The 18,186-nt window shown below is 65.9% G+C and carries 19 protein-coding genes; 2 read left to right on the top strand and 17 right to left on the bottom strand.

The window, feature by feature from the left end; all coding sequences use genetic code 11:
* Positions 1–3 precede the first annotated feature (3 nt).
* From AB7F10_RS02240 to AB7F10_RS02220, 5 genes are all read right to left on the bottom strand, one after another.
* The gene (locus tag AB7F10_RS02240; RefSeq protein ID WP_428557899.1) at positions 4–717 is read right to left on the bottom strand and encodes an NUDIX hydrolase; all 714 of its coding nucleotides are present in this window, start codon (positions 715–717) and stop codon (positions 4–6) included.
* Positions 718–726: 9 nt separating this feature from the next.
* Positions 727–1,602: a pyridoxal kinase PdxY gene (pdxY, locus tag AB7F10_RS02235; RefSeq protein WP_428557900.1), complete on the bottom strand. Its 876-nt coding sequence runs from the start codon at positions 1,600–1,602 to the stop codon at positions 727–729.
* Positions 1,603–1,677: 75 nt separating this feature from the next.
* Complete coding sequence (locus AB7F10_RS02230; protein ID WP_428557901.1) at positions 1,678–2,703, bottom strand: ABC transporter substrate-binding protein; 1,026 nt, start codon at positions 2,701–2,703, stop codon at positions 1,678–1,680.
* 101 nt (positions 2,704–2,804) lie between these two features.
* Positions 2,805–3,593 (bottom strand): ABC transporter permease, encoded by a 789-nt coding sequence (locus AB7F10_RS02225; RefSeq protein WP_428557902.1) that lies wholly within the window; start codon positions 3,591–3,593, stop codon positions 2,805–2,807.
* On the bottom strand, positions 3,593–4,402 hold the full coding sequence (locus AB7F10_RS02220; RefSeq protein ID WP_428557903.1) for an ABC transporter ATP-binding protein: 810 nt from the start codon (positions 4,400–4,402) through the stop codon (positions 3,593–3,595). The genes AB7F10_RS02225 and AB7F10_RS02220 overlap by 1 nt, the downstream gene beginning before the upstream one ends.
* A 79-nt stretch (positions 4,403–4,481) precedes the next feature.
* On the opposite strand from AB7F10_RS02220, the gene AB7F10_RS02215 reads away from it, so the two are divergent.
* Complete coding sequence (locus AB7F10_RS02215; RefSeq protein ID WP_428557904.1) at positions 4,482–6,023, top strand: ABC transporter permease/substrate-binding protein; 1,542 nt, start codon at positions 4,482–4,484, stop codon at positions 6,021–6,023.
* Positions 6,024–6,085: 62 nt separating this feature from the next.
* On the opposite strand, the gene ilvC is transcribed toward AB7F10_RS02215, so the two are convergent.
* The 7 genes from ilvC to miaA all read right to left on the bottom strand — a co-directional run bounded on the left by ilvC (position 6,086) and on the right by miaA (position 12,573).
* Complete coding sequence (gene ilvC, locus AB7F10_RS02210) at positions 6,086–7,105, bottom strand: ketol-acid reductoisomerase (RefSeq protein ID WP_428557905.1); 1,020 nt, start codon at positions 7,103–7,105, stop codon at positions 6,086–6,088.
* Positions 7,106–7,214: 109 nt separating this feature from the next.
* The gene (locus AB7F10_RS02205; protein ID WP_428557906.1) at positions 7,215–7,964 is read right to left on the bottom strand and encodes a sulfite exporter TauE/SafE family protein; all 750 of its coding nucleotides are present in this window, start codon (positions 7,962–7,964) and stop codon (positions 7,215–7,217) included.
* 154 nt (positions 7,965–8,118) lie between these two features.
* Positions 8,119–8,709 (bottom strand): LysE family translocator, encoded by a 591-nt coding sequence (locus AB7F10_RS02200; protein WP_428557908.1) that lies wholly within the window; start codon positions 8,707–8,709, stop codon positions 8,119–8,121.
* 42 nt (positions 8,710–8,751) lie between these two features.
* On the bottom strand, positions 8,752–8,982 hold the full coding sequence (locus tag AB7F10_RS02195) for a hypothetical protein (RefSeq protein WP_428557909.1): 231 nt from the start codon (positions 8,980–8,982) through the stop codon (positions 8,752–8,754).
* A gap of 3 nt (positions 8,983–8,985) precedes the next feature.
* Positions 8,986–9,534, bottom strand: coding sequence for an acetolactate synthase small subunit (gene ilvN / locus AB7F10_RS02190; RefSeq protein WP_428557910.1), 549 nt, complete (start codon positions 9,532–9,534; stop codon positions 8,986–8,988).
* Positions 9,534–11,294, bottom strand: coding sequence for an acetolactate synthase 3 large subunit (locus AB7F10_RS02185; RefSeq protein ID WP_428557911.1), 1,761 nt, complete (start codon positions 11,292–11,294; stop codon positions 9,534–9,536). Before AB7F10_RS02185 ends, ilvN begins: the two co-directional genes overlap by 1 nt.
* Positions 11,295–11,625: 331 nt before the next feature.
* Positions 11,626–12,573 (bottom strand): tRNA (adenosine(37)-N6)-dimethylallyltransferase MiaA, encoded by a 948-nt coding sequence (gene miaA, locus AB7F10_RS02180; RefSeq protein WP_428557912.1) that lies wholly within the window; start codon positions 12,571–12,573, stop codon positions 11,626–11,628.
* Here miaA and serB point away from each other — a divergent pair.
* Positions 12,565–13,479, top strand: coding sequence for a phosphoserine phosphatase SerB (gene serB / locus AB7F10_RS02175; protein WP_428557913.1), 915 nt, complete (start codon positions 12,565–12,567; stop codon positions 13,477–13,479). The genes miaA and serB overlap by 9 nt on opposite strands.
* A 163-nt stretch (positions 13,480–13,642) precedes the next feature.
* Here serB and AB7F10_RS02170 read toward each other — a convergent pair whose 3' ends face one another.
* The 5 genes from AB7F10_RS02170 to AB7F10_RS02150 form a co-directional block, all read right to left on the bottom strand.
* Positions 13,643–15,151: a DegQ family serine endoprotease gene (locus tag AB7F10_RS02170; RefSeq protein WP_428557915.1), complete on the bottom strand. Its 1,509-nt coding sequence runs from the start codon at positions 15,149–15,151 to the stop codon at positions 13,643–13,645.
* A 119-nt stretch (positions 15,152–15,270) separates the two neighbouring features.
* Positions 15,271–15,456 carry a DUF2065 domain-containing protein gene (locus tag AB7F10_RS02165; protein ID WP_428557916.1) on the bottom strand — a complete coding sequence of 62 codons (186 nt, stop codon included), beginning with the start codon at positions 15,454–15,456 and terminating at the stop codon, positions 15,271–15,273.
* Between the two features lie 20 nt (positions 15,457–15,476).
* Positions 15,477–16,400, bottom strand: coding sequence for a protease modulator HflC (gene hflC / locus AB7F10_RS02160; RefSeq protein WP_428557918.1), 924 nt, complete (start codon positions 16,398–16,400; stop codon positions 15,477–15,479).
* Complete coding sequence (hflK, locus tag AB7F10_RS02155) at positions 16,397–17,545, bottom strand: FtsH protease activity modulator HflK (protein WP_428557919.1); 1,149 nt, start codon at positions 17,543–17,545, stop codon at positions 16,397–16,399. Before hflK ends, hflC begins: the two co-directional genes overlap by 4 nt.
* 112 nt (positions 17,546–17,657) lie before the next feature.
* On the bottom strand, positions 17,658–18,185 hold the full coding sequence (locus AB7F10_RS02150) for a dihydrofolate reductase (RefSeq protein ID WP_428557921.1): 528 nt from the start codon (positions 18,183–18,185) through the stop codon (positions 17,658–17,660).
* Between the last annotated feature and the right edge of the window lies 1 nt (position 18,186).

Genomic DNA, 18,186 nt, shown 5'->3' with positions numbered 1-18,186 from the left:
GGTTTACTCCTGCTTCCAGCGCTCAATCAGGAAGGCATGCACAAAGCGGGGCATTGCGGCATCGAGGTCGGCAGGCCCATGAACGATGCGGATATCCGCAAGCTCAGGATCGCGCTGGCGCGCAAGATTGGCAAGCACGCGCTCGCGCAGCGCTGCGGCGGTCGCGCGGGCATGCAACACCTTCACCGCGACGACATGAGGACCGGTGCGCACCAGCGTCCAGCCCGGCTCGGCATCGAAATCCGCAACCGCGAAACCCGTCTCCTCGGCCAGTTCGCGGGCGACGCTGCGCTCGAAATCGACGCAATCGCCGCTGATGTCGTCGCGGTCGGGCGTGCCGCAGGGGAAATAGGCCTGCCCCGCATTGGCCGTGTGAGCGCCCATGACTCCGGTGAGCCAGCCGCCGTCGCTGCCGCGGATCGCGGCGGCGGCGAAGCAATCCCAGATCGCGGCCGGCGGATGGGCCTGCCCGATCCAGTAACGCAGGCTCGCGTAGTCGGTCTCGAGGAACATGCCACGGAACAGATCGCCGACGATCTCGTAGTGATGCAGGAGCAGGATGCGGCCGTTCCACAGCGCGGGCTTGGCGGCCTTGAGGCGCGCGAAATAGGCGTCGATCGCGGCGCGGTTCGCATCCGCATAGGGCCACGGCACCGGCGCGTAGATCAGCTCCAGCCCGGCAATCCGCGTCACATCGGCGTCCGCGCCGCCGCTCATCGAGATCCTCTAAAGCCTGCGCCGGACGCCGGGCGAGCCGAGCGCCTTGACCTTGAACGTTTCGCTCGGTTTGACGAACTCGCTCTGGCAGGCGACCAGCGGCATTTCACGCTGTCCTGTCTCCGTCATCCGCGCCAGCACGCCATAGACCGACGATGCGGCAAGCCCAAGCGCCTCACCGGCCGAGCCCTCCCGCAAGTAATGCGCGAAGAACAAGGCTGCGATCAGATCGCCGGCCCCGTTGACCTTGAGCGGCAGCAACGGCGTCCGCAGGCGGAAGCGGCCGAGCTCGTCGGACACCAGAAGGTCGACACATTCCTTGGGCGTGTCGTCGATATGCACCGAGGTGACGAGCACGGTGCGCGGCCCGGCGTCGTGCAGCACATCGATCGCGGAGAACGCCTGCGCCAGCGTGTGGGTCTCCTTGCCGGTCAGGTATTCAAGCTCGAACTGGTTCGGCGTGACGACGTCAGCGGCCGGGACCGCATGAGCCTTGATGAAGTCCGGCACGCCTTCGCGCACATAGACGCCGCCATCGGCGTCGCCGATCACCGGATCGCAGCAATAGGCCGCCGCGGGATTGGCGGACTTCACCAGCGCCACGGCATCGAGAATCGCCGCGCCGGTTTCCGGCACGCCGACATAGCCGGAAATGATGCCGTCGCATTCGCCGAGCACGTTGCGGGCCTGAATGCCCTCGACGACATCGCGGATCAGATGGGGGTCGAAGATCTGCCCTTCCCAGTCGCCATAACCGGGATGGTTCGAGAACTGGACGGTGTGCACCGGCCAGACTTCGACGCCGATCCGCTGCAGCGGAAACACCGCGGCGGAATTGCCGACATGGCCGTAGGCGACGTGCGACTGGATGGACAGAAGGTTCATGGACGACCGACACTAACAGATACGGCGGGGATTTTCCCCGCCGTACCGGATCGCAAGCGATGACGCAATGCGCGCTTACTTCTTGTGCGCGGCGTCGACGTATTTGTTGGTATAGGTCTTCGACAGATCGATCTTGGCGTTCTTGATCGCCGGCACCGACTGGCTGAACACCTCGAGCACGGCCTGCGCGCCCTTCGGGTCCATCTTGCCGGTTTCCGAATACATCGACAGCGTGGCTTTGAGCGCGGCGACGTAGAGCGCCTTGTCCTTGCCGACCAGCTCGGGCGGCATCTTGTCGGCGATCTCTTCCGGCGTATGGCTGTGGATCCACTTCAGCGTGGCGACGATCGCGTTGGTCATCGCCTGCACTTCCTTCTCGTGCGAGGCGATCCAGTCTGCGCGGGTATAGAGCGCACCGCCCGGATATTCGCCGCCGAACACCGACAGCGTGTCCTTCTGCGAACGGGTATCGACGAGGATGCGCAGATCCTTGTGGGTGCCGGCAAGCACCGTCACCGCCGGATCGAGCATGATGGCGGCGTCGATGGTGCCCTGCTCCATCGCCGCGATGGCGGTGGCGCCGAGGCCGACGCCGATGACGCCGACCGAGTTCGGATCGACGCCGTTCTTGGAGAGGATGTATTTCAGGAAGAAGTCGGTCGAGGACCCCGGCGCCGAGACGCCGATCTTCTTGTCCTTGAGATCCTTCACCGACTTGATCTTGTCGTTCGCCTTCGGCGACACGACGAGCGCGAAGCCGGGGAAGCGGTCATAAACCACGAAGGCCTGGAGGTGCTGCCCCTTGGCGGCGAGATTGACGCAGTGGTCGAAATAGCCCGACACCACGTCGGCCGAGCCGCCCATCACCGCCTTGAGCGCTTCCGAGCCGCCCTTGAACTGGACGACCTCGACATCGACGCCGGCCTTTTTGTACTCGCCGAGCTGATGGGCAAGCATGGTCGGCAGATAGCACAGGCACGATGCGCCGCCGATGGCGAGCGTGACCTTCGACTGCGCCTGCGCCGGAGCCGAACCGATCAGGCCCGCACCGAGGACGAGCGCGGCGGCCGCGACCGTGAACCGCCGGAACAGAGACTGCATGACAAACCTCCCAATTTCGCCGCCTTGCGGCGACCTGCCGAGAATTGCGGCCGTTGCACCGGCCGGTTTGAGCGAACGATACTGAAGCCCTCCGCCCCTGACTAGGGCCGGTTATCCGCGGCGGCGGGCCGCCACACCAGCAGCCGCTTTTCGACCACGGTGACGAGCATGTCGATCACGATGACGAAGGCGGCCAGCACGAACATGCCGGCGAACACCCCGGCGACGTCGAAAATGCCTTCGGCCTGCTGGATCAGGTAGCCGAGGCCGGCCGCCGAGCCAAGATACTCGCCCACCACCGCGCCCACCACGGCAAAGCCGACCGAGGTGTGCAGCGAGGAGAACATCCACGACAGCGCCGAGGGCCAGTAGACGTGGCGCATCAGCTGCCGCTCGGACATGCCGAGCATGCGGGCGTTGGCGAGCACCGTGGGCGAGACTTCCTTGACGCCCTGATAGACGTTGAAGAACACGATGAAGAAGACAAGCGTGACGCCGAGCGCGACCTTCGACCAGATGCCGAGGCCGAGCCACAGCGTGAAGATCGGCGCCAGCACGACGCGCGGCAGCGCGTTGGCCATCTTGACGTAAGGATCGAACACCGCGGCGGTGCGCGGCTGGCGCGCGAACCAGAAGCCGACCAGCACGCCGCCGACCGAGCCGATCACGAAAGCGAGGATCGACTCCCACAGCGTGACCCACAAATGCTTCCAGATCACGCCGGTGACGAACCATTTCACCACCTGTTCGGCGACGGCGACCGGGTTCGAGAAGAAGAACGGCGGCAGCACCATATAGCCGAACACCGGATAGGTGCTGAACACATGCCATGCCGCCACGAACACGACCGCGACGAGAACCTGCAGCGTCAGCAGCGTCACGCGGGACATCAGCCGCCTCCCGTTTGCGCGTAGCCCTTGAGCACTTCGGCTTTCAGGGTGTGCCAGATGTCGCGGTGCAGATCATGGAACGCCGGACTGAGCTTGACCTCGCTGATGTCGCGCGGGCGCGGCAGCGGCACCTTCCAGTCGCCGATGATGCGCGCGGCAGGGCCGGCCGACATAATGACGACGCGATCGGACAGCGCGATCGCTTCCTCGAGATCGTGGGTGACGAACAGCACCGCCTTGCGGTCGGCGCTCCACAGATCGAGCAGCTGGTTGCCCATGATCTGCCGCGTCTGCGCGTCGAGCGGGCCGAACGGCTCGTCCATCAGCAAAATCTTCGGATCGCGGATCAGCACTTGCGCCAAGCCCACACGCTTGCGCTGGCCGCCCGACAGCATGTGCGGGTAACGGTTGGCGAAGCCGCCGAGGCCGACACGGTTGAGCCAGTCCTGCGCGCGGGCGCGCGCATCGGCCTGCGGCGCGCCGACGATCTCGAGGCCGATGGCGACATTCTCGATCGCGGTCTTCCACGGAAACAGCGCGTCGGCCTGGAACAGATAGCCGGCCTGACGGTTGAGGCCCGCAAGCGGCGCGCCGAAGATTTCCGCGCCGCCGGCCGACGGCGTCAGCAGCCCGGCGGCGACGTTCAGCAAGGTGGATTTGCCGCAGCCGGTGGGACCGACGATGGCGACGAACTCGCCGTCGGCGACCGTCAGCGACGCCTCGCTGACGGCGCGATAGGTCCCGCCGCCGGCGAGACGAAACGCAATATCGACATTCTGCAACGCGACGGCGGCGGACACAGCGAGCAACCCTCACCCGGCCTGTCGCCGGGAAGCGGCAAAGTAAAGGGTTGCCGCATGAATGCAATCCGCCGCATCATCGCAGTCCATGCTCGAGTCACGCTTTGCCGAGGCGCTTGCGCGCCTGCCGGACTATCTCGGCAGCCATGTGCTGGTGAGCATGGTGGCGATGGCGCTCGGGCTCGGCATCAGCCTGCCGCTGGCGGTTTTTGCGCTGCGGCGGCCGCGGCTGCGCGCCGCCCTGCTCGGCGCCGCGAGCGTGATCCAGACCGTCCCCGGCCTCGCGCTGCTGACCCTGTTCTACCCGCTGCTGCTGGCGCTCTCGGCGCTGACCGGCAGCCTGCTCGGCTTTGAATTTTCCGCGCTCGGCTTCCTGCCCTCGGTGCTGGCGCTGGCGCTCTACTCGATGCTGCCGGTGCTGCGCAACACCATCACCGGCCTGTCCGGCGTCTCGGACGGCGTGCACGACGCCGCCCGCGCGCTCGGCCTGACGAGACGCAAGACCTTCTGGCTGGTGGACTTGCCGATCGCCATGCCCGTGGTGATGGCCGGCATCAGGACCGCGACCGTGTGGGTGATCGGCACCGCGACGCTGTCGACGCCGATCGGCCAGACCAGCCTCGGCAACTACATCTTCGCCGGATTGCAGACGCAGAACTGGGTGTTCGTGCTGTTCGGCTGTTTCGCGGCCGCGGCGCTGGCGCTGTTCGTCGACCGCTGCCTCGCGGCGATGGAGACCGGCGTTGCACAGCGCAATCACCGCTCGCTGGCGCTCGGCGCCGGCGGGATTGTGCTGATCGTGCTCGCCGCGCTCGCGCCGCATCTCGCGCGGGCCTCGTCGACCTACGCGATCGGCGCCAAGACCTTCACCGAGCAATATGTGCTGGCCGCGCTGATGGAGCAGCGGCTTCGGGATTCGGGCCTCACCGCGTCGCGGCGCGAGGGCCTCGGCTCCACCGTGATCTTCAACGCGCTCGCTTCGAACGAGATCGACGCCTATGTCGATTACACCGGCACGATCTGGGCGAACCACATGGGCCGCAAGGACGTGAAGCCGCGCGCCGAGGTGCTGAAAGAAGTGGGCGAGTGGCTGAAGGAGAAGCACGGCATCGCCATGCTCGGCAGCCTCGGCTTCGAAAACGCCTATGCGCTGGCGATGTCGCGGAAGCGCGCCGAGGCGCTCGGCATCCGCACCATCGCCGACCTCGCGCGCCACGCGCCGCAGCTGTCGATTGCCGGCGACTACGAATTCTTTGCGCGGCCGGAGTGGAAGGCGCTGAAGGCCGCGTATGGCCTGAATTTCAAGGCGCAGCGGCAGATGCAGGCGGAATTCATGTATCCCGCCGCCCATGACGGCGAAGTGGACGTGATCTCGGCCTTCTCCAGCGAAGGACTGATCGCCAAATTCGATCTGGTCGTGCTCGACGACCCGAAACAGGCGTTGCCACCCTATGATGCGATCCTGATGGTGTCGCCCGGCAGCGCCAGCGACCGCAAGCTGATCGAGGCATTGAGGCCGCTGGTCGGCAAGATCGACGTCGAGACAATGCGGGACGCGAACCTGCGCGCCGCAACCGGCGCTTCGCCGGAGGATACGGCGCGGTGGCTGTGGCGGGAGATCGGGAAATAACGGCGCAACGCAAACGGGCCCGCGCAAGGCGGGCCCGTCGAACTCTTGCCGTGTGCGGCCGATCAGTTCTTGTTCTTGTCGACCAGCGCGCCCTGCTTGATCCAGGGCATCATCTCGCGCAGCTTGGCGCCGACCTGCTCGACCGAGTGCTGGGCGAGCTTGGCGCGCGTCGCCTTGAACGAGGTCTGGTTGACCTTGTTCTCCAGCATCCAGTCGCGGGTGAACTTGCCGGACTGAATGTCGTCCAGCACGCGCTTCATCTCCGCCTTGGTTTCGGCCGTGATGATGCGCGGACCGGTGACGTATTCGCCGTATTCGGCGGTGTTCGACACCGAGTAGTTCATGTTGGCGATGCCGCCCTGATAGATCAGGTCGACGATCAGCTTCATCTCGTGGATGCACTCGAAGTAAGCCATCTCCGGCGCGTAGCCGGCTTCGCACAGCGTCTCGTAGCCCGCCTTCATCAGCTCGACCACGCCGCCGCACAGCACGGCCTGCTCGCCGAACAGGTCGGTCTCGCATTCTTCCTTGAAGGTCGTCTCGATGATGCCGGCGCGGCCGCCGCCGATCGCGGAGGCGTAGCTGAGGCCGAGGTCATGCGCGTTGCCCGAGGCGTCCTTGTGGATCGCAATGAGGCACGGCACGCCGGCGCCGCGCTGATACTCGCCGCGCACGGTGTGGCCCGGACCCTTCGGCGCGACCATCAGCACGTCGATGTCGGCGCGCGGCTCGATCAAGTTGAAGTGCACGTTGAGGCCGTGCGCGAACAGAAGCGCCGCGCCGTTCTTCATGTTGGCGGCGAGGTGATCGCGATAGATGTCGCCCTGCAGTTCGTCCGGGGTGAGCATCATCACGACGTCGGCCCACTTGGCGGCCTCGGCAACGTCCATCACCTTGAACTTTTCGCCTTCGGCTTTCTTCGCCGAGGCCGAGCCCTTGCGCAGCGCGACCGCGACATCCTTCACGCCGCTATCGCGCAGATTGAGCGCGTGAGCATGGCCCTGGCTGCCGTAGCCGACGATCGCGACCTTCTTGCCCTTGATCAGGTTCAGGTCGGCGTCCCGGTCGTAATAAACACGCATGATCAGTAACCCCTAGATTTAGCCCCAAAATCGGCTCCGGCTGCCGGGCCGTCGGCTGGTCCGCGCTGCTTCTAGGTTCTTGCGCGGTTCAGGGCAAGCCCCGCGCGCCTCACAGGAATCCCAGCGTTTTCAGAAGGGTACGGCCGCTCAGAACCAGCACCAGCGCGCCGACCAGCATCATCATCGGCCGCGCCGGGATCAGGCGGGTGAGAAACCCGGCAAACGGCGCGACCACGAGGCCGCCGAGCACCAGCGGGATCACCGCCGAAAGGTCCGCGAGCTTCAGCAGCACGAAAAACGTGGTGGTGGTGGCCACGGTGACGAAGAATTCGGTCAGGTTGACCGAGCCGATGACGTAGCGCGGCACATGGCCGGTGCCGATCAGCGTCGAGGTGACGATCGGGCCCCACCCGCCGCCGCCGATGGCGTCGAGCAAGCCGCCGGCAAAGCCGGTGACCGGCATGCCACGGCCGTCGGCGCCGCCGGACGGCGGACCACGCAGCGCGCGCACCAGAATGACCAGCCCCATGATGACGAGATAGCCGGCGACGAATGGCGCGATGGTCTTGCCGTCGATATGCGAGAGGATCGTCGCGCCGACGATGCCGCCGATCACGCCGGGAACGGCGAGCCGGCGCACCAGCGACCAGTCGACATTGCGGTTGAAGTAATGCGAGACGCCGGAAGCGCCGGTGGTGAACACCTCGGCGATGTGGGTGAGCGCGCTTGCAACCGCGGGCGCCGTGCCGAAGCTGAGCATCAGCGACGTCGCGGTGACGCCGAATGCCATGCCGAGCGCGCCGTCGACGAGTTGCGCCGCCATGCCGACCAGAAAATAGGTCCACCACATCTCGTCCATGTGTCACCATGTTGCCCTTTGACGAGGGCATTCGTCAAAGCATCACAGATTCGACGGAAAATTGCGGCGGAACCAGTTTTCCGAAAATCTTAAGCGCAGGGTTTCATAGCCGCGCGTGATGACGGATGCGCCACCCTGACGCCGCGCGCGGCGTTCACATCACCATCGGCACGATGCTGGCAACCAGCAGCAGCGCCATGACGATGTTGAAGATGCGGGCATGCAGCGGGTTGCGCAGCGCACGGGCAACGACCGTACCGAACGCGGTCCACACCACCACCGCGAGCGTGGTGGACACGGCGAACACCGTCACCATCACGACCGCATCGAACACCGCCGTCGCCGGCCGCACGAACAGCGCCACCGCGCCGAGCGAGGTGAGCAACCCCTTCGGGTTGACCCACTGGAACGCGGCGGCCTCGATGAAGGTTAATGGCCGCCCGCCCCCGCCCTCCGCCTTCTTCGGCTGGCCGGCATTGGCGACCTTCCAGGCGAGCCACAGCATGTAGACGCCGCCGGCGAACTGCATCGCCGTGTGGATCGCCGGATAGGCGGCGACCAGCGCGCCGAGGCCGGCCGCGCAGGCCGCCTGCAACACGGCAAAGCCGACCACGACGCCGGCCATGTGCGCGCCGGTCCGCGCGAAGCCGAAATTCACGCCCGACGCCGTGAGCATGATGTTGTTCGGCCCCGGCGTGCACGACGTGGCGAGCGCGAAAACGATCAGCGAGGGCAAGAGGTCCATGCGGATGACGTGTAGCGGCCCGGCCGGTGGGCCGGCAACGCCTCAGTTGCCGCCGCGCTGCCGCCTGATCTGCCAGCGGCCGGCATAGATCAGGGCGAAGCCGACGGCGAGCGCGCCGTAGCGGATGATTTCCGGCCCCAGCGACTCGGCCGGAAAGCAGAACGGCTGCTTGCTGACGAAATTGATGGCGACGCAACGCATGCCGTCGGCCGCGTAAGGCTTGATGAAAATGCCGAGGATGATGAACGGCAGCGCCAGCATCGTCAGGATCATGCGCTACATCCCCTGCGGGCCGCGGATGATGGCGGCGATGCCGGTGCGCGACACCTCGACCAGCCCGAGCGGCAGCATCAGCTCGACGAACTGCTCGATCTTGTCGCTCTTGCCGGTGATCTCGAACACGAAGCTCTCGGTGGTGGCGTCGATCACGCGGGCGCGGAAGGCATCCGCCAGCCGCAGCGCCTCGACGCGGTTGTCGCCCTTGCCCTGCACCTTGACCATCGCCAGTTCGCGCTCAATGGCGCGGCCGGTCAGCGTCATGTCGACGACGCGATGCACGGGAACGAGGCGGTCGAGCTGGTTCTTGATCTGCTCGATCACCATCGGTGTGCCGGTGGTGACGATGGTAATAAGCGACAGATGCGCCTGATGCTCGGTCTCCGACACCGTGAGCGACTCGATATTGTAGCCGCGGCCGGAAAACAGGCCAATGACGCGGGCGAGCACGCCCGGCTCGTTGTCGACCAGCACCGACAGGGTGTGGGTTTCGAGCTTCTGCGCCGTCGGCGCGGCGGGGTAATGCGAGGTCGCGGCGGGGGCGTTCATCAGACCAACATCTTTCCTTCTTCGGTGATCGCCTCGTCGAGACTTTCGGCGGCGTCACCCAGGATCATTTCATTGTGCGCGCGGCCCGACGGGATCATCGGGAAGCAGTTTTCCTTCGGATCGACCACGCAGTCGAACACCACCGGCTTGTCGATATCGATCATCTCGCGAATGGCGTGATCGAGGTCGCCCGGTTTCTCGCAGCGGATGCCGTGGGCGTGATAGGCCTCGGCCAGCTTGACGAAGTCCGGCAACGCCTCCGAATAGCTCTCCGCGTAACGGCCGCCATGCAGCAGTTCCTGCCACTGGCGCACCATGCCCATGTACTGGTTGTTCAGGATGAACACCTTGATCGGCAGGCGATACTGCACCGCCGTCGACAGCTCCTGAATGTTCATCAGCGTCGAGGCCTCGCCCGCGATATCGACGACCAGCGATTTCGGATGCGCGAGTTGCACGCCGACCGAGGACGGCAGGCCGTAACCCATCGTCCCGAGGCCGCCGGAGGTCATCCAGCGGTTCGGCTCGGCGAAGCCGTAAAGCTGCGCCGCCCACATCTGATGCTGGCCGACTTCCGTGGTGATGTAGGTGTCGCGGTCCTTGGTCAGCGCGTAGAGCCGCTCGATGGCGTATTGCGGCTTGATGACCTCGTTCGACGGCCGGTAGGCGAGCGACTTGCGCGCCCGCCACTTCTCGATCTGCTTCCACCAGTCGGCGAGCGCCTTCTTGTCGGGCTGCTTGGCCTGCGTGCGCCACAGCCGGACCATGTCTTCCAGCACATGGGCGCAGTCGCCGACGATCGGAATGTCGACCTTGACGTTCTTGTTGATCGAGGACGGGTCGATGTCGATGTGGATTTTCTTCGAATGCGGCGCAAAGGCGTCGAGCCGGCCGGTGATGCGGTCGTCGAAGCGCGCGCCGACGCAGATCATCACGTCGCAGTCGTGCATCACCATGTTGGCTTCGAGCGTGCCGTGCATGCCGAGCATGCCGAGCCACTGCGGGCTGGTCGAGGGCACCGCGCCGAGGCCCATCAGCGTCGAGGTGACGGGATAGCCGGTGAGCTTGACCATCTCACGCAGGAGATCGCTCGCCGCCGGGCCGGAATTGATGACGCCCCCGCCGGTGTAGAACACCGGCCGCTTGGCGGAAGCCATCAACTCGACCGCTTCGCGGATCTTGTCCATGTCGCCCTTGAGCCGGGGCTTGTAGCCGCGATGCGGGAAGTCCTTCGGCTTCGAATAGACGCCCTTGGTGAACTGGATGTCCTTCGGAATGTCGATGACGACGGGGCCCGGACGTCCGGTCGAGGCGATGTGGAACGCCTCGTGCAGCACGCGCGGCAGATCCTCGATGCGCTTCACGAGGTAGTTGTGCTTGGTGCACTGCCGGGTGATGCCGACAGTGTCGGCTTCCTGAAAGGCGTCGTTGCCGATCAAATGTGTGGGGACTTGCCCGGTGATGCAGACGAGCGGAATGGAATCCATCAGCGCATCCGTGAGGCCGGTGACCGCGTTGGTCGCGCCGGGGCCGGAGGTGACGAGGATGCAGCCAACCTTGCCGGTCGAGCGCGCATAGCCTTCCGCCGCATGCACCGCGCCCTGCTCGTGACGCACGAGGATGTGCTTCACCTTCTTCTGCTGGAACAGCGCGTCGTAGATCGGCAGGACCGCGCCGCCCGGATAGCCGAACAGATGTTCGACGCCCTGATCGGCGAGCGCCTGGATCACCATTTCGGCGCCGGTCATTTCCGTAGACATGGTCTTCGTCCTTCCGTTCGTTCCTGCTTACGCTTGGCTCGCTCTCTCGTCGTGCCCCGGGGTCATCTCGTTTTATCCTTGCGCATGGCCTGATCCGAAAACCGGTACCCACTTTTCGGGGCCATGCGCAGGGCCATAAAAAAAGGCCCGCGAGGGGCCATGTGCGGACGCTCCCTGCGGATCGTCTAGACCCGCCCGGCCGGCGCCCGCCCCCGAAGTACGATAATATTATTGCGCGACATCGCTTCCACTCGAATTTTCATTGCGCGGGTTATAGAGGACCCGCCCGGAGCCGGTCAAGCGCCAATTCCGCCGGCCGGCACCTCCCGTCCTACGCCTGCGCGGAAAGCCGCGCAAGCTGCTCCTCCAGCACCGGAATGGCCTCCGCCGGCCCGGCCCAGGGCCAGTCCTTCATCTGGTTGCGGAACCAGGTGAGCTGCCGTTTGGCGTAGCGGCGGGTGTCCATGATGGCGCCTTCGGCGGCAGCGGAAAGATCGATCTCGCCGCGGAAATGCCGGATGAGCCACGGCACGCCGTGCGCCTTCATCGCCGGCAGCGTCGGGTCGAGGTCGCGGGCGTGAAGCGCCCTCACCTCGTCGAGCGCGCCTTCGGCCAGCATGACGCCGAACCGCGCCTCGATGCGCTTCACCAGTTCGGCGCGCTCGCAGGTGAGGAACACTTTCGCGGTTTTCGCCGGATCGAGGATGGGCGGCAGGCCCTCGCGATGCCAGTCGGCGAGCGAGCGGCCAGTTGCCTTGACGACCTCGAGCGCGCGGGAGATGCGCGAGCGGTCGGCCGGCATCAGGCGATAGGCGGTCTGCGGATCGAGCGTCAGCAATTCCGCATAGAGCGGCCCGACGCCGTCGCGCGCCAGACGGCCGCGCACCTCCTCGCGGATCTCCGGCGGGATCGGCGGCACGGCCGCGAGACCGGTGGCCAGTGCCTTGAAATAGAGTCCGGTGCCGCCGACCAGAATGGGCGTCTTGCCCTCCGCGGCGATCGCCGCGAGCGTCTCGGCCACCTCGCGGCACCAGCGGCCGACCGAGTAGTTCTCGCTCGCATCGACGTGACCGTAGAGCCGGTGCGGCGCGCGCGCCTCGTCCTCATGCGAAGGCCGCGCGGTGATGACGCGCAGGTCGCGATAAACCTGCATGGAGTCGGCATTGACGATGACGCCATCGAAGGCCTCGGCCAGCGCGAGCGCCAGCGCCGACTTGCCGCTCGCGGTCGGCCCTGCGATAAGCACGGCGCTGCGGACCTCGTTGACCTGATGGCTCAAACCCAACCCCTTGTCGCAACCCTGATCGCTAAGCCCGGCGCGCTCGACGACGCCGCGCTCGCTCGCGCACGCGCCGAACTGCCCGGCGCCGGTACGCCGCAATGGCTGGCGCCGGACGAAGCCGCCGACATTCCCTTTAGCGCAGAGCACGGCGCCGACCAAAGCGCGCTGCACAGTAACCTTGCCGGGCGATTGCGCGCGGCGCTGGGCGGCGGCATCGACGCGGTGGTGCAGCCGGCGGCCAATCGCCGCAAGCGGTTGTTCCTTGCCGACATGGACTCCACCATGATCGAACAGGAATGCATCGACGAACTGGCCGATTTCGTCGGGTTGAAAGACCACGTTGCCGCGATCACCGAGCGGGCGATGCGCGGCGAGATCGCCTTTGAGCCAGCGCTGCGGGAGCGGGTCGCGCTTTTGAAGGGACTGCCCGTCGCGACCGTCGAGACCGTGATCGGCGAGCGCATCACGCTCACGCCCGGCGGCCGCGCGCTCATCGCCACCATGCGCGCGCACGGCACGCGCACCTGCCTGGTGTCGGGCGGCTTCACGTTGTTCACCGACCGGATCGCGGCCATGATCGGCTTCGACGAGAACCGCGCCAACCGGCTCGACACCGCCGGCGGCACGCTCTCAGGCACGGTGGCCGAGCCGATCTTCGGCCGCGACGCGAAGCGCACCGCGCTGATCGCGCTGCGCGGCCAGTTCGGCCTCGACAACGCCGAGACGATGGCGATCGGCGACGGCGCCAACGACATCGCGATGATCGCGGAAGCCGGCCTCGGCGTCGCCTTCCACGCCAAGCCGAAGGTCGCGGAGAGCGCCCCGGCCCGCATCGACCACGGCGACCTGACCGCGATGCTCTACATTCAGGGCTATCGGAAAGACGAGTTTGTCCGCGACTAGCGCGACATCTCCACGTCCCCGCTCATTCCCGCACACTGACATCTGGTATACCCGATGTCAGTCTTAAAAATGCGCAAGTCGGGTACACCCGACTTGCGACGGGAATCCATCTGAAAAAATAGCCCCCCGCTTTCGCGGGGGTGAGCGGAGTTAGGTGAGCGCGCTATTGCAGGCTGAGCGCCACAAACGTCGTGTCGCCGTCCGCGTTGGAGACGAGCAGCACCGCGGCTTTCTTGCCGTCCTTCTTCAGCTTGTCGACGCGGGCCTTGAAGTCGGCGGCGGTCGACACCGGCTGCTGCTGCAATTCCACGATCACCATGCCGGGCTGCAACCGCTTTTCGGACGCCGCCGAGCCGTTCTCGATCTCGGTGATGACGACGCCCTTCACCTTGTCCTTGATCTTGTAGCGCTTGCGCAGATCGTCGGTCATCCCGGCAAGGCCGAGGCCGAGCATCTTGGTCACCGGGGTTTTGGCTTCCGGCGGATCGTCATCCTTCTTGGTGAGCGAAGCCTGCTTCTTGTCGGTGTCGTCGAGACGGCCGAGCGTGACGGACTTCTTCTCTTCCTTGCCCTTGCGGATGATGGTGACATCAACCGCCTTGCCGACCGGCGTGTCGGCAACGATGCGGGGCAGATCACGCATTTCCTTGATGTTCTGCCCGTCGAACTGAACGATCACGTCGCCTGGCTCGATGCCGGCGGGCTTGGCCGGCCCCTTGTCGTCGATGCCGGCAACCAGCGCGCCACGCGCGGGCTTGATGTTGAGGCTTTCGGCGATCTCGTCGGTGACCTGCTGGATGCGCACGCCGAGCCAGCCGCGCCGCACTTCCTTGAACTCGCGCAGCTGCGAGATCACCGGCACCACGGTCTTCGAGGGCACGGCGAAGCCGATGCCGATCGAACCGCCGGACGGCGAGATGATCGCGGTGTTCACGCCGACCACTTCGCCGTCGAGATTGAACAGCGGACCGCCGGAGTTGCCGCGGTTGATGGCGGCATCGGTCTGGATGTAGTTGTCGTAAGGACCGGAGTTGATGTCGCGGTTGCGCGCCGAGACGATGCCGGCGGTCACCGTGCCGCCGAGGCTGAACGGGTTGCCGATCGCGATCACCCACTCGCCGAGCCGCAGCTTGTCGCTGTCGCCGAACTTCACCGCCTTGAGCGGCTTCACCGGCGTCACCTTGAGCACCGCGAGATCGGTCTTCTGGTCGCGGCCGATGATCTCGGCCTTCAGCGTGCTGCCGTCGTTGAGGATGACGCTCACCTCGTCGGCGTCGGCGATGACGTGATTGTTGGTCACCACGATGCCGGAGGCGTCGATGATGAAACCGGAGCCGAGCGAGTTGACCCGGCGCGGCGAACGCTCGTTATTGCCCTCGCCCTGCTGACCGCCGTTCGGACCGCGGCGGTTCTTGAAGAACTCCTCGAAGAACTCATTGAACGGCGATCCGGGCGGCAGCTTCGGCATTTCGCCGTTGGCGACGTTGACCTTCTGCTTGGTCGAGATGTTGACCACCGCGTCGATCACGTTCTCGGCGACGTCGGCGATGCCGTCCGGTCCGCGCGCCGCAGCCGGCTGCGCCAGGAGCGGCAGAACGAGACACGCACAGGTCGCAGCCACCGCAGCAGCGCGCCGCGCCCGCCATGCGTTGCGAACGAAAATGCCATCCATCGGGCAAATCTCCAGAATCCGGTTGGCCACGACACTGCCCCCGTCAATCCGGGGTTTCAAGGGCGCGGCGGGTCAATCGCACATCAACAGAATGCGAGTTGATGGCGGATCGAAGGCAGTCATCCACGCATCAGCCACACCAGCGCGAGCCCGAAAATCGCGGAAACGATGCCGACGATGCGCAGGGTCGCATCCGGCGTCTCCAGCACCGCCGCCACGGCCTTCTTGCCCGACAACGGAAAGGCCGCAAAAATCAGGCCCTCGATCACGAAGACCAGTCCGATCGCGACCAAAAAGTCGTCCATCGGCGCGCCGGCGGCGGATATCAGCGAGCCGCCGGAGGTGCCGCGCCGGCTTGCGCCGGTGCGCCCGGAGCCTGCTTGCCGGACGGATCGCCGAAGTAGCGGAAGAAGCTGCTATCGGGCTTCAGCAACAGCTTGGTGTCGTTCGGCTTCAGGCCGGCCTCGTAGGCCTGCATCGAGCGGTAGAAGGCGAAGAAATCGGGATCGCGGTTGAACGCCGAGGCGAAGATCTGGTTGCGCTGGCCGTCGCCCTCGCCGCGGATCTGCTCGGCCTTCGACTGCGCGTCCGCGATCAGCACCGTGACCTCGCGGTCGGCGCGCGAGCGGATCTCCTGCGCGCGCTGGCTGCCCTGGGCGCGGAACTCGGCCGCCTCGCGCTGACGTTCGGTCTGCATGCGCTGATAGACCGCCTGGCTGTTCGCTTCCGGCAAATCGGCGCGGCGGATGCGCACGTCGACGACCTCGATGCCGTAATTGGCGGCTTCCTTGTCGACCAGTTCGCGGATGCGGTTCATCAGCCCCGCGCGCTCGTCGCGCACGACATGGGTAAAGGTCGCCTCACCGAGCACGCGGCGCAGCGCCGAGTTCAGGATAATCGCGAGCTGCGAATTCGCCGCCAGCGACGAGCCGAGCGTCTGATAGTAGCGCAGCGGCATCTTGATGCGGTAACGCGCGAAGGCGTCGACCACGAGACGCTTCTGGTCCGAGGCGATGACTTCCTGCGCCGGCGCTTCGAGATCGAGGATGCGCTTGTCGATATAAACGACGTTGTCGATGATCGGCATCTTGAAGTGCAGGCCGGGCTGCGTGCGCGGCTGCTGCGGATTGCCGAGCCGGAGCACCAGCGCCTGCTGGGTCGGCGAGACGGTGAAGACCGAGCTGTATCCGAGGAACAGCAGAACGGCCAGGATGACGACGATGACGCCGCCGACTACACCGAGTTTCATTGGCGCCGTCCCGTCTGCGTGGTTGAGGATGACGAAGAAGAAGTGGCGGGGCGCTGCTGGCCGTTCAGCTCGTTGAGCGGCAGGTAAGGCACGACGCCGCTGCCGGCCGAGTCGAGGATGATCTTGTTGGTGCCGCCGAGCACGCGCTCCATCGTCTCGAGATACATGCGCTGGCGCGTGACGTCCGGCGCCTTCTTGTACTCATCGTAGATTTTCAGGAAGCGCGCGGTCTGGCCGGTCGCCTCGGCAACCGTCTGCTGGCGATAGGCTTCCGCGGCCTGGGTGATCTGGGCGACGCGGCCGCGGGCTTCGGGCACCACGCGGTTCGCATAGGTCTGCGCCTCGTTGACCGAGCGCTCGAGGTCGGCGCGGGCGGCCTGCACGTCGCGGAAGGCGTCGATGACCTGCGCCGGCGGGTCGACCTTCTGCAACTGCACCTGCTGGACGATGATGCCGGCGCCATAGTCGTTGAGCGTCTTCTGCATCAGGTCGTGCACGGCGGTTTCGATGGTCTGCCGCGCGCCGGTCAAGATCGGCTGAATTTCGGAACGGCCGATGACTTCGCGCATCGCGCTTTCGGCGACGGCTTTCACCGTGCCTTCCGGATTCTGGATGTTGAAGAGGTAATCGCCGACGCCGGTCGGCTGCACCTTCCACAGCACCGAGAAGTCGACGTCGACGATGTTCTCGTCGCCGGTGAGCATGAGGCTTTCTTCCGGTACGTCGCGCACGATGTTGCCGCGGCGGGCATCCTCGATCTGACGCATGCCGATGTCGATCTTGTTGACGCGCAGCGCCTTGGGCGTCAGCACGCGCTCGATCGGATACGGCAGATGATAGTTCAGGCCCGGTTGGACCTCGCGCACCTGCTTGCCGAAGCGCAGCACGACGCCGAGTTCGTCGGGCTCGACCCGGAAGAAACCGGAAAAGCCCCACAGCGCGACGACCGCGAGCGCGAGCAGCGCGAAACCCTTGCTGCCGAGGCTGCCGCCGGGCAGCACATCGCGCAGCTTGTCCTGGCCGCGGCGGAGCAAGTCTTCCAGATTGGGTGGCGTCGGTCCCTGCGATTGCGGTCCGGACCCCCACGGGCCGCGCGGTCCCTGGCCCCACGGGCCTCCGCCGCCACCCTGATTGCTCCACGGCATGAAGTCGTTCTCCCTGCGCGCGCGTTCGACCGCGCCTCATCGACGACCGTATATAGGGGAGCCGCCCCGGCGTGACAACGCGGCCAAAGCCTTAAAACGTGGCGTTTTGCCGCTATTTACGCTCGTAAACGGCCACCGCGAACGGCGCGGAATCGTCGGGTCCGGCGGGGTGCTCGACGCTCGAAACCTGCCGCCAAACGCCCGGATCGATGGGGGGAAAGAAGACATCCCCCGGCGGCGACGCATGAACATGCGTGATTTCGAGGCGCGCCGCGCGCGGCATCAGCGCCTCGAACAGAGCGCCGCCGCCGATCACCATGATGTCATCGACATGGCGCTTGCGCGCGTCCTCGCGCGCCATGCCGAGCGCCGCTTCCAGCGTCGTCACCATGATCGCGCCCGGCGCCTTCAGGCTGAAGTCGCGGGTCAGCACGATATTGGTGCGGTGATCGAGCGCCTTGCCGATCGATTCAAATGTCTTGCGGCCCATCACCACCGGCCGGTTGAGCGTGACATTGCGGAAGTGCTTGAGGTCGGATTTCAATCGCCACGGCAACTCGCCGCGATAGCCGATCGCGCCGTTCTCGCCGATCGCGGCGACCAGAACGATCTTGAACGCATTGCTTGCGATGACGCCCATG

This window comes from Pseudolabrys sp. (genome assembly GCF_050250095.1).
GTDB lineage: Bacteria > Pseudomonadota > Alphaproteobacteria > Rhizobiales > Xanthobacteraceae > Pseudolabrys.
The sequence above is the reverse complement of the archived record's forward strand: the minus strand, read 5'-3'. Positions and strand labels throughout refer to the sequence as shown.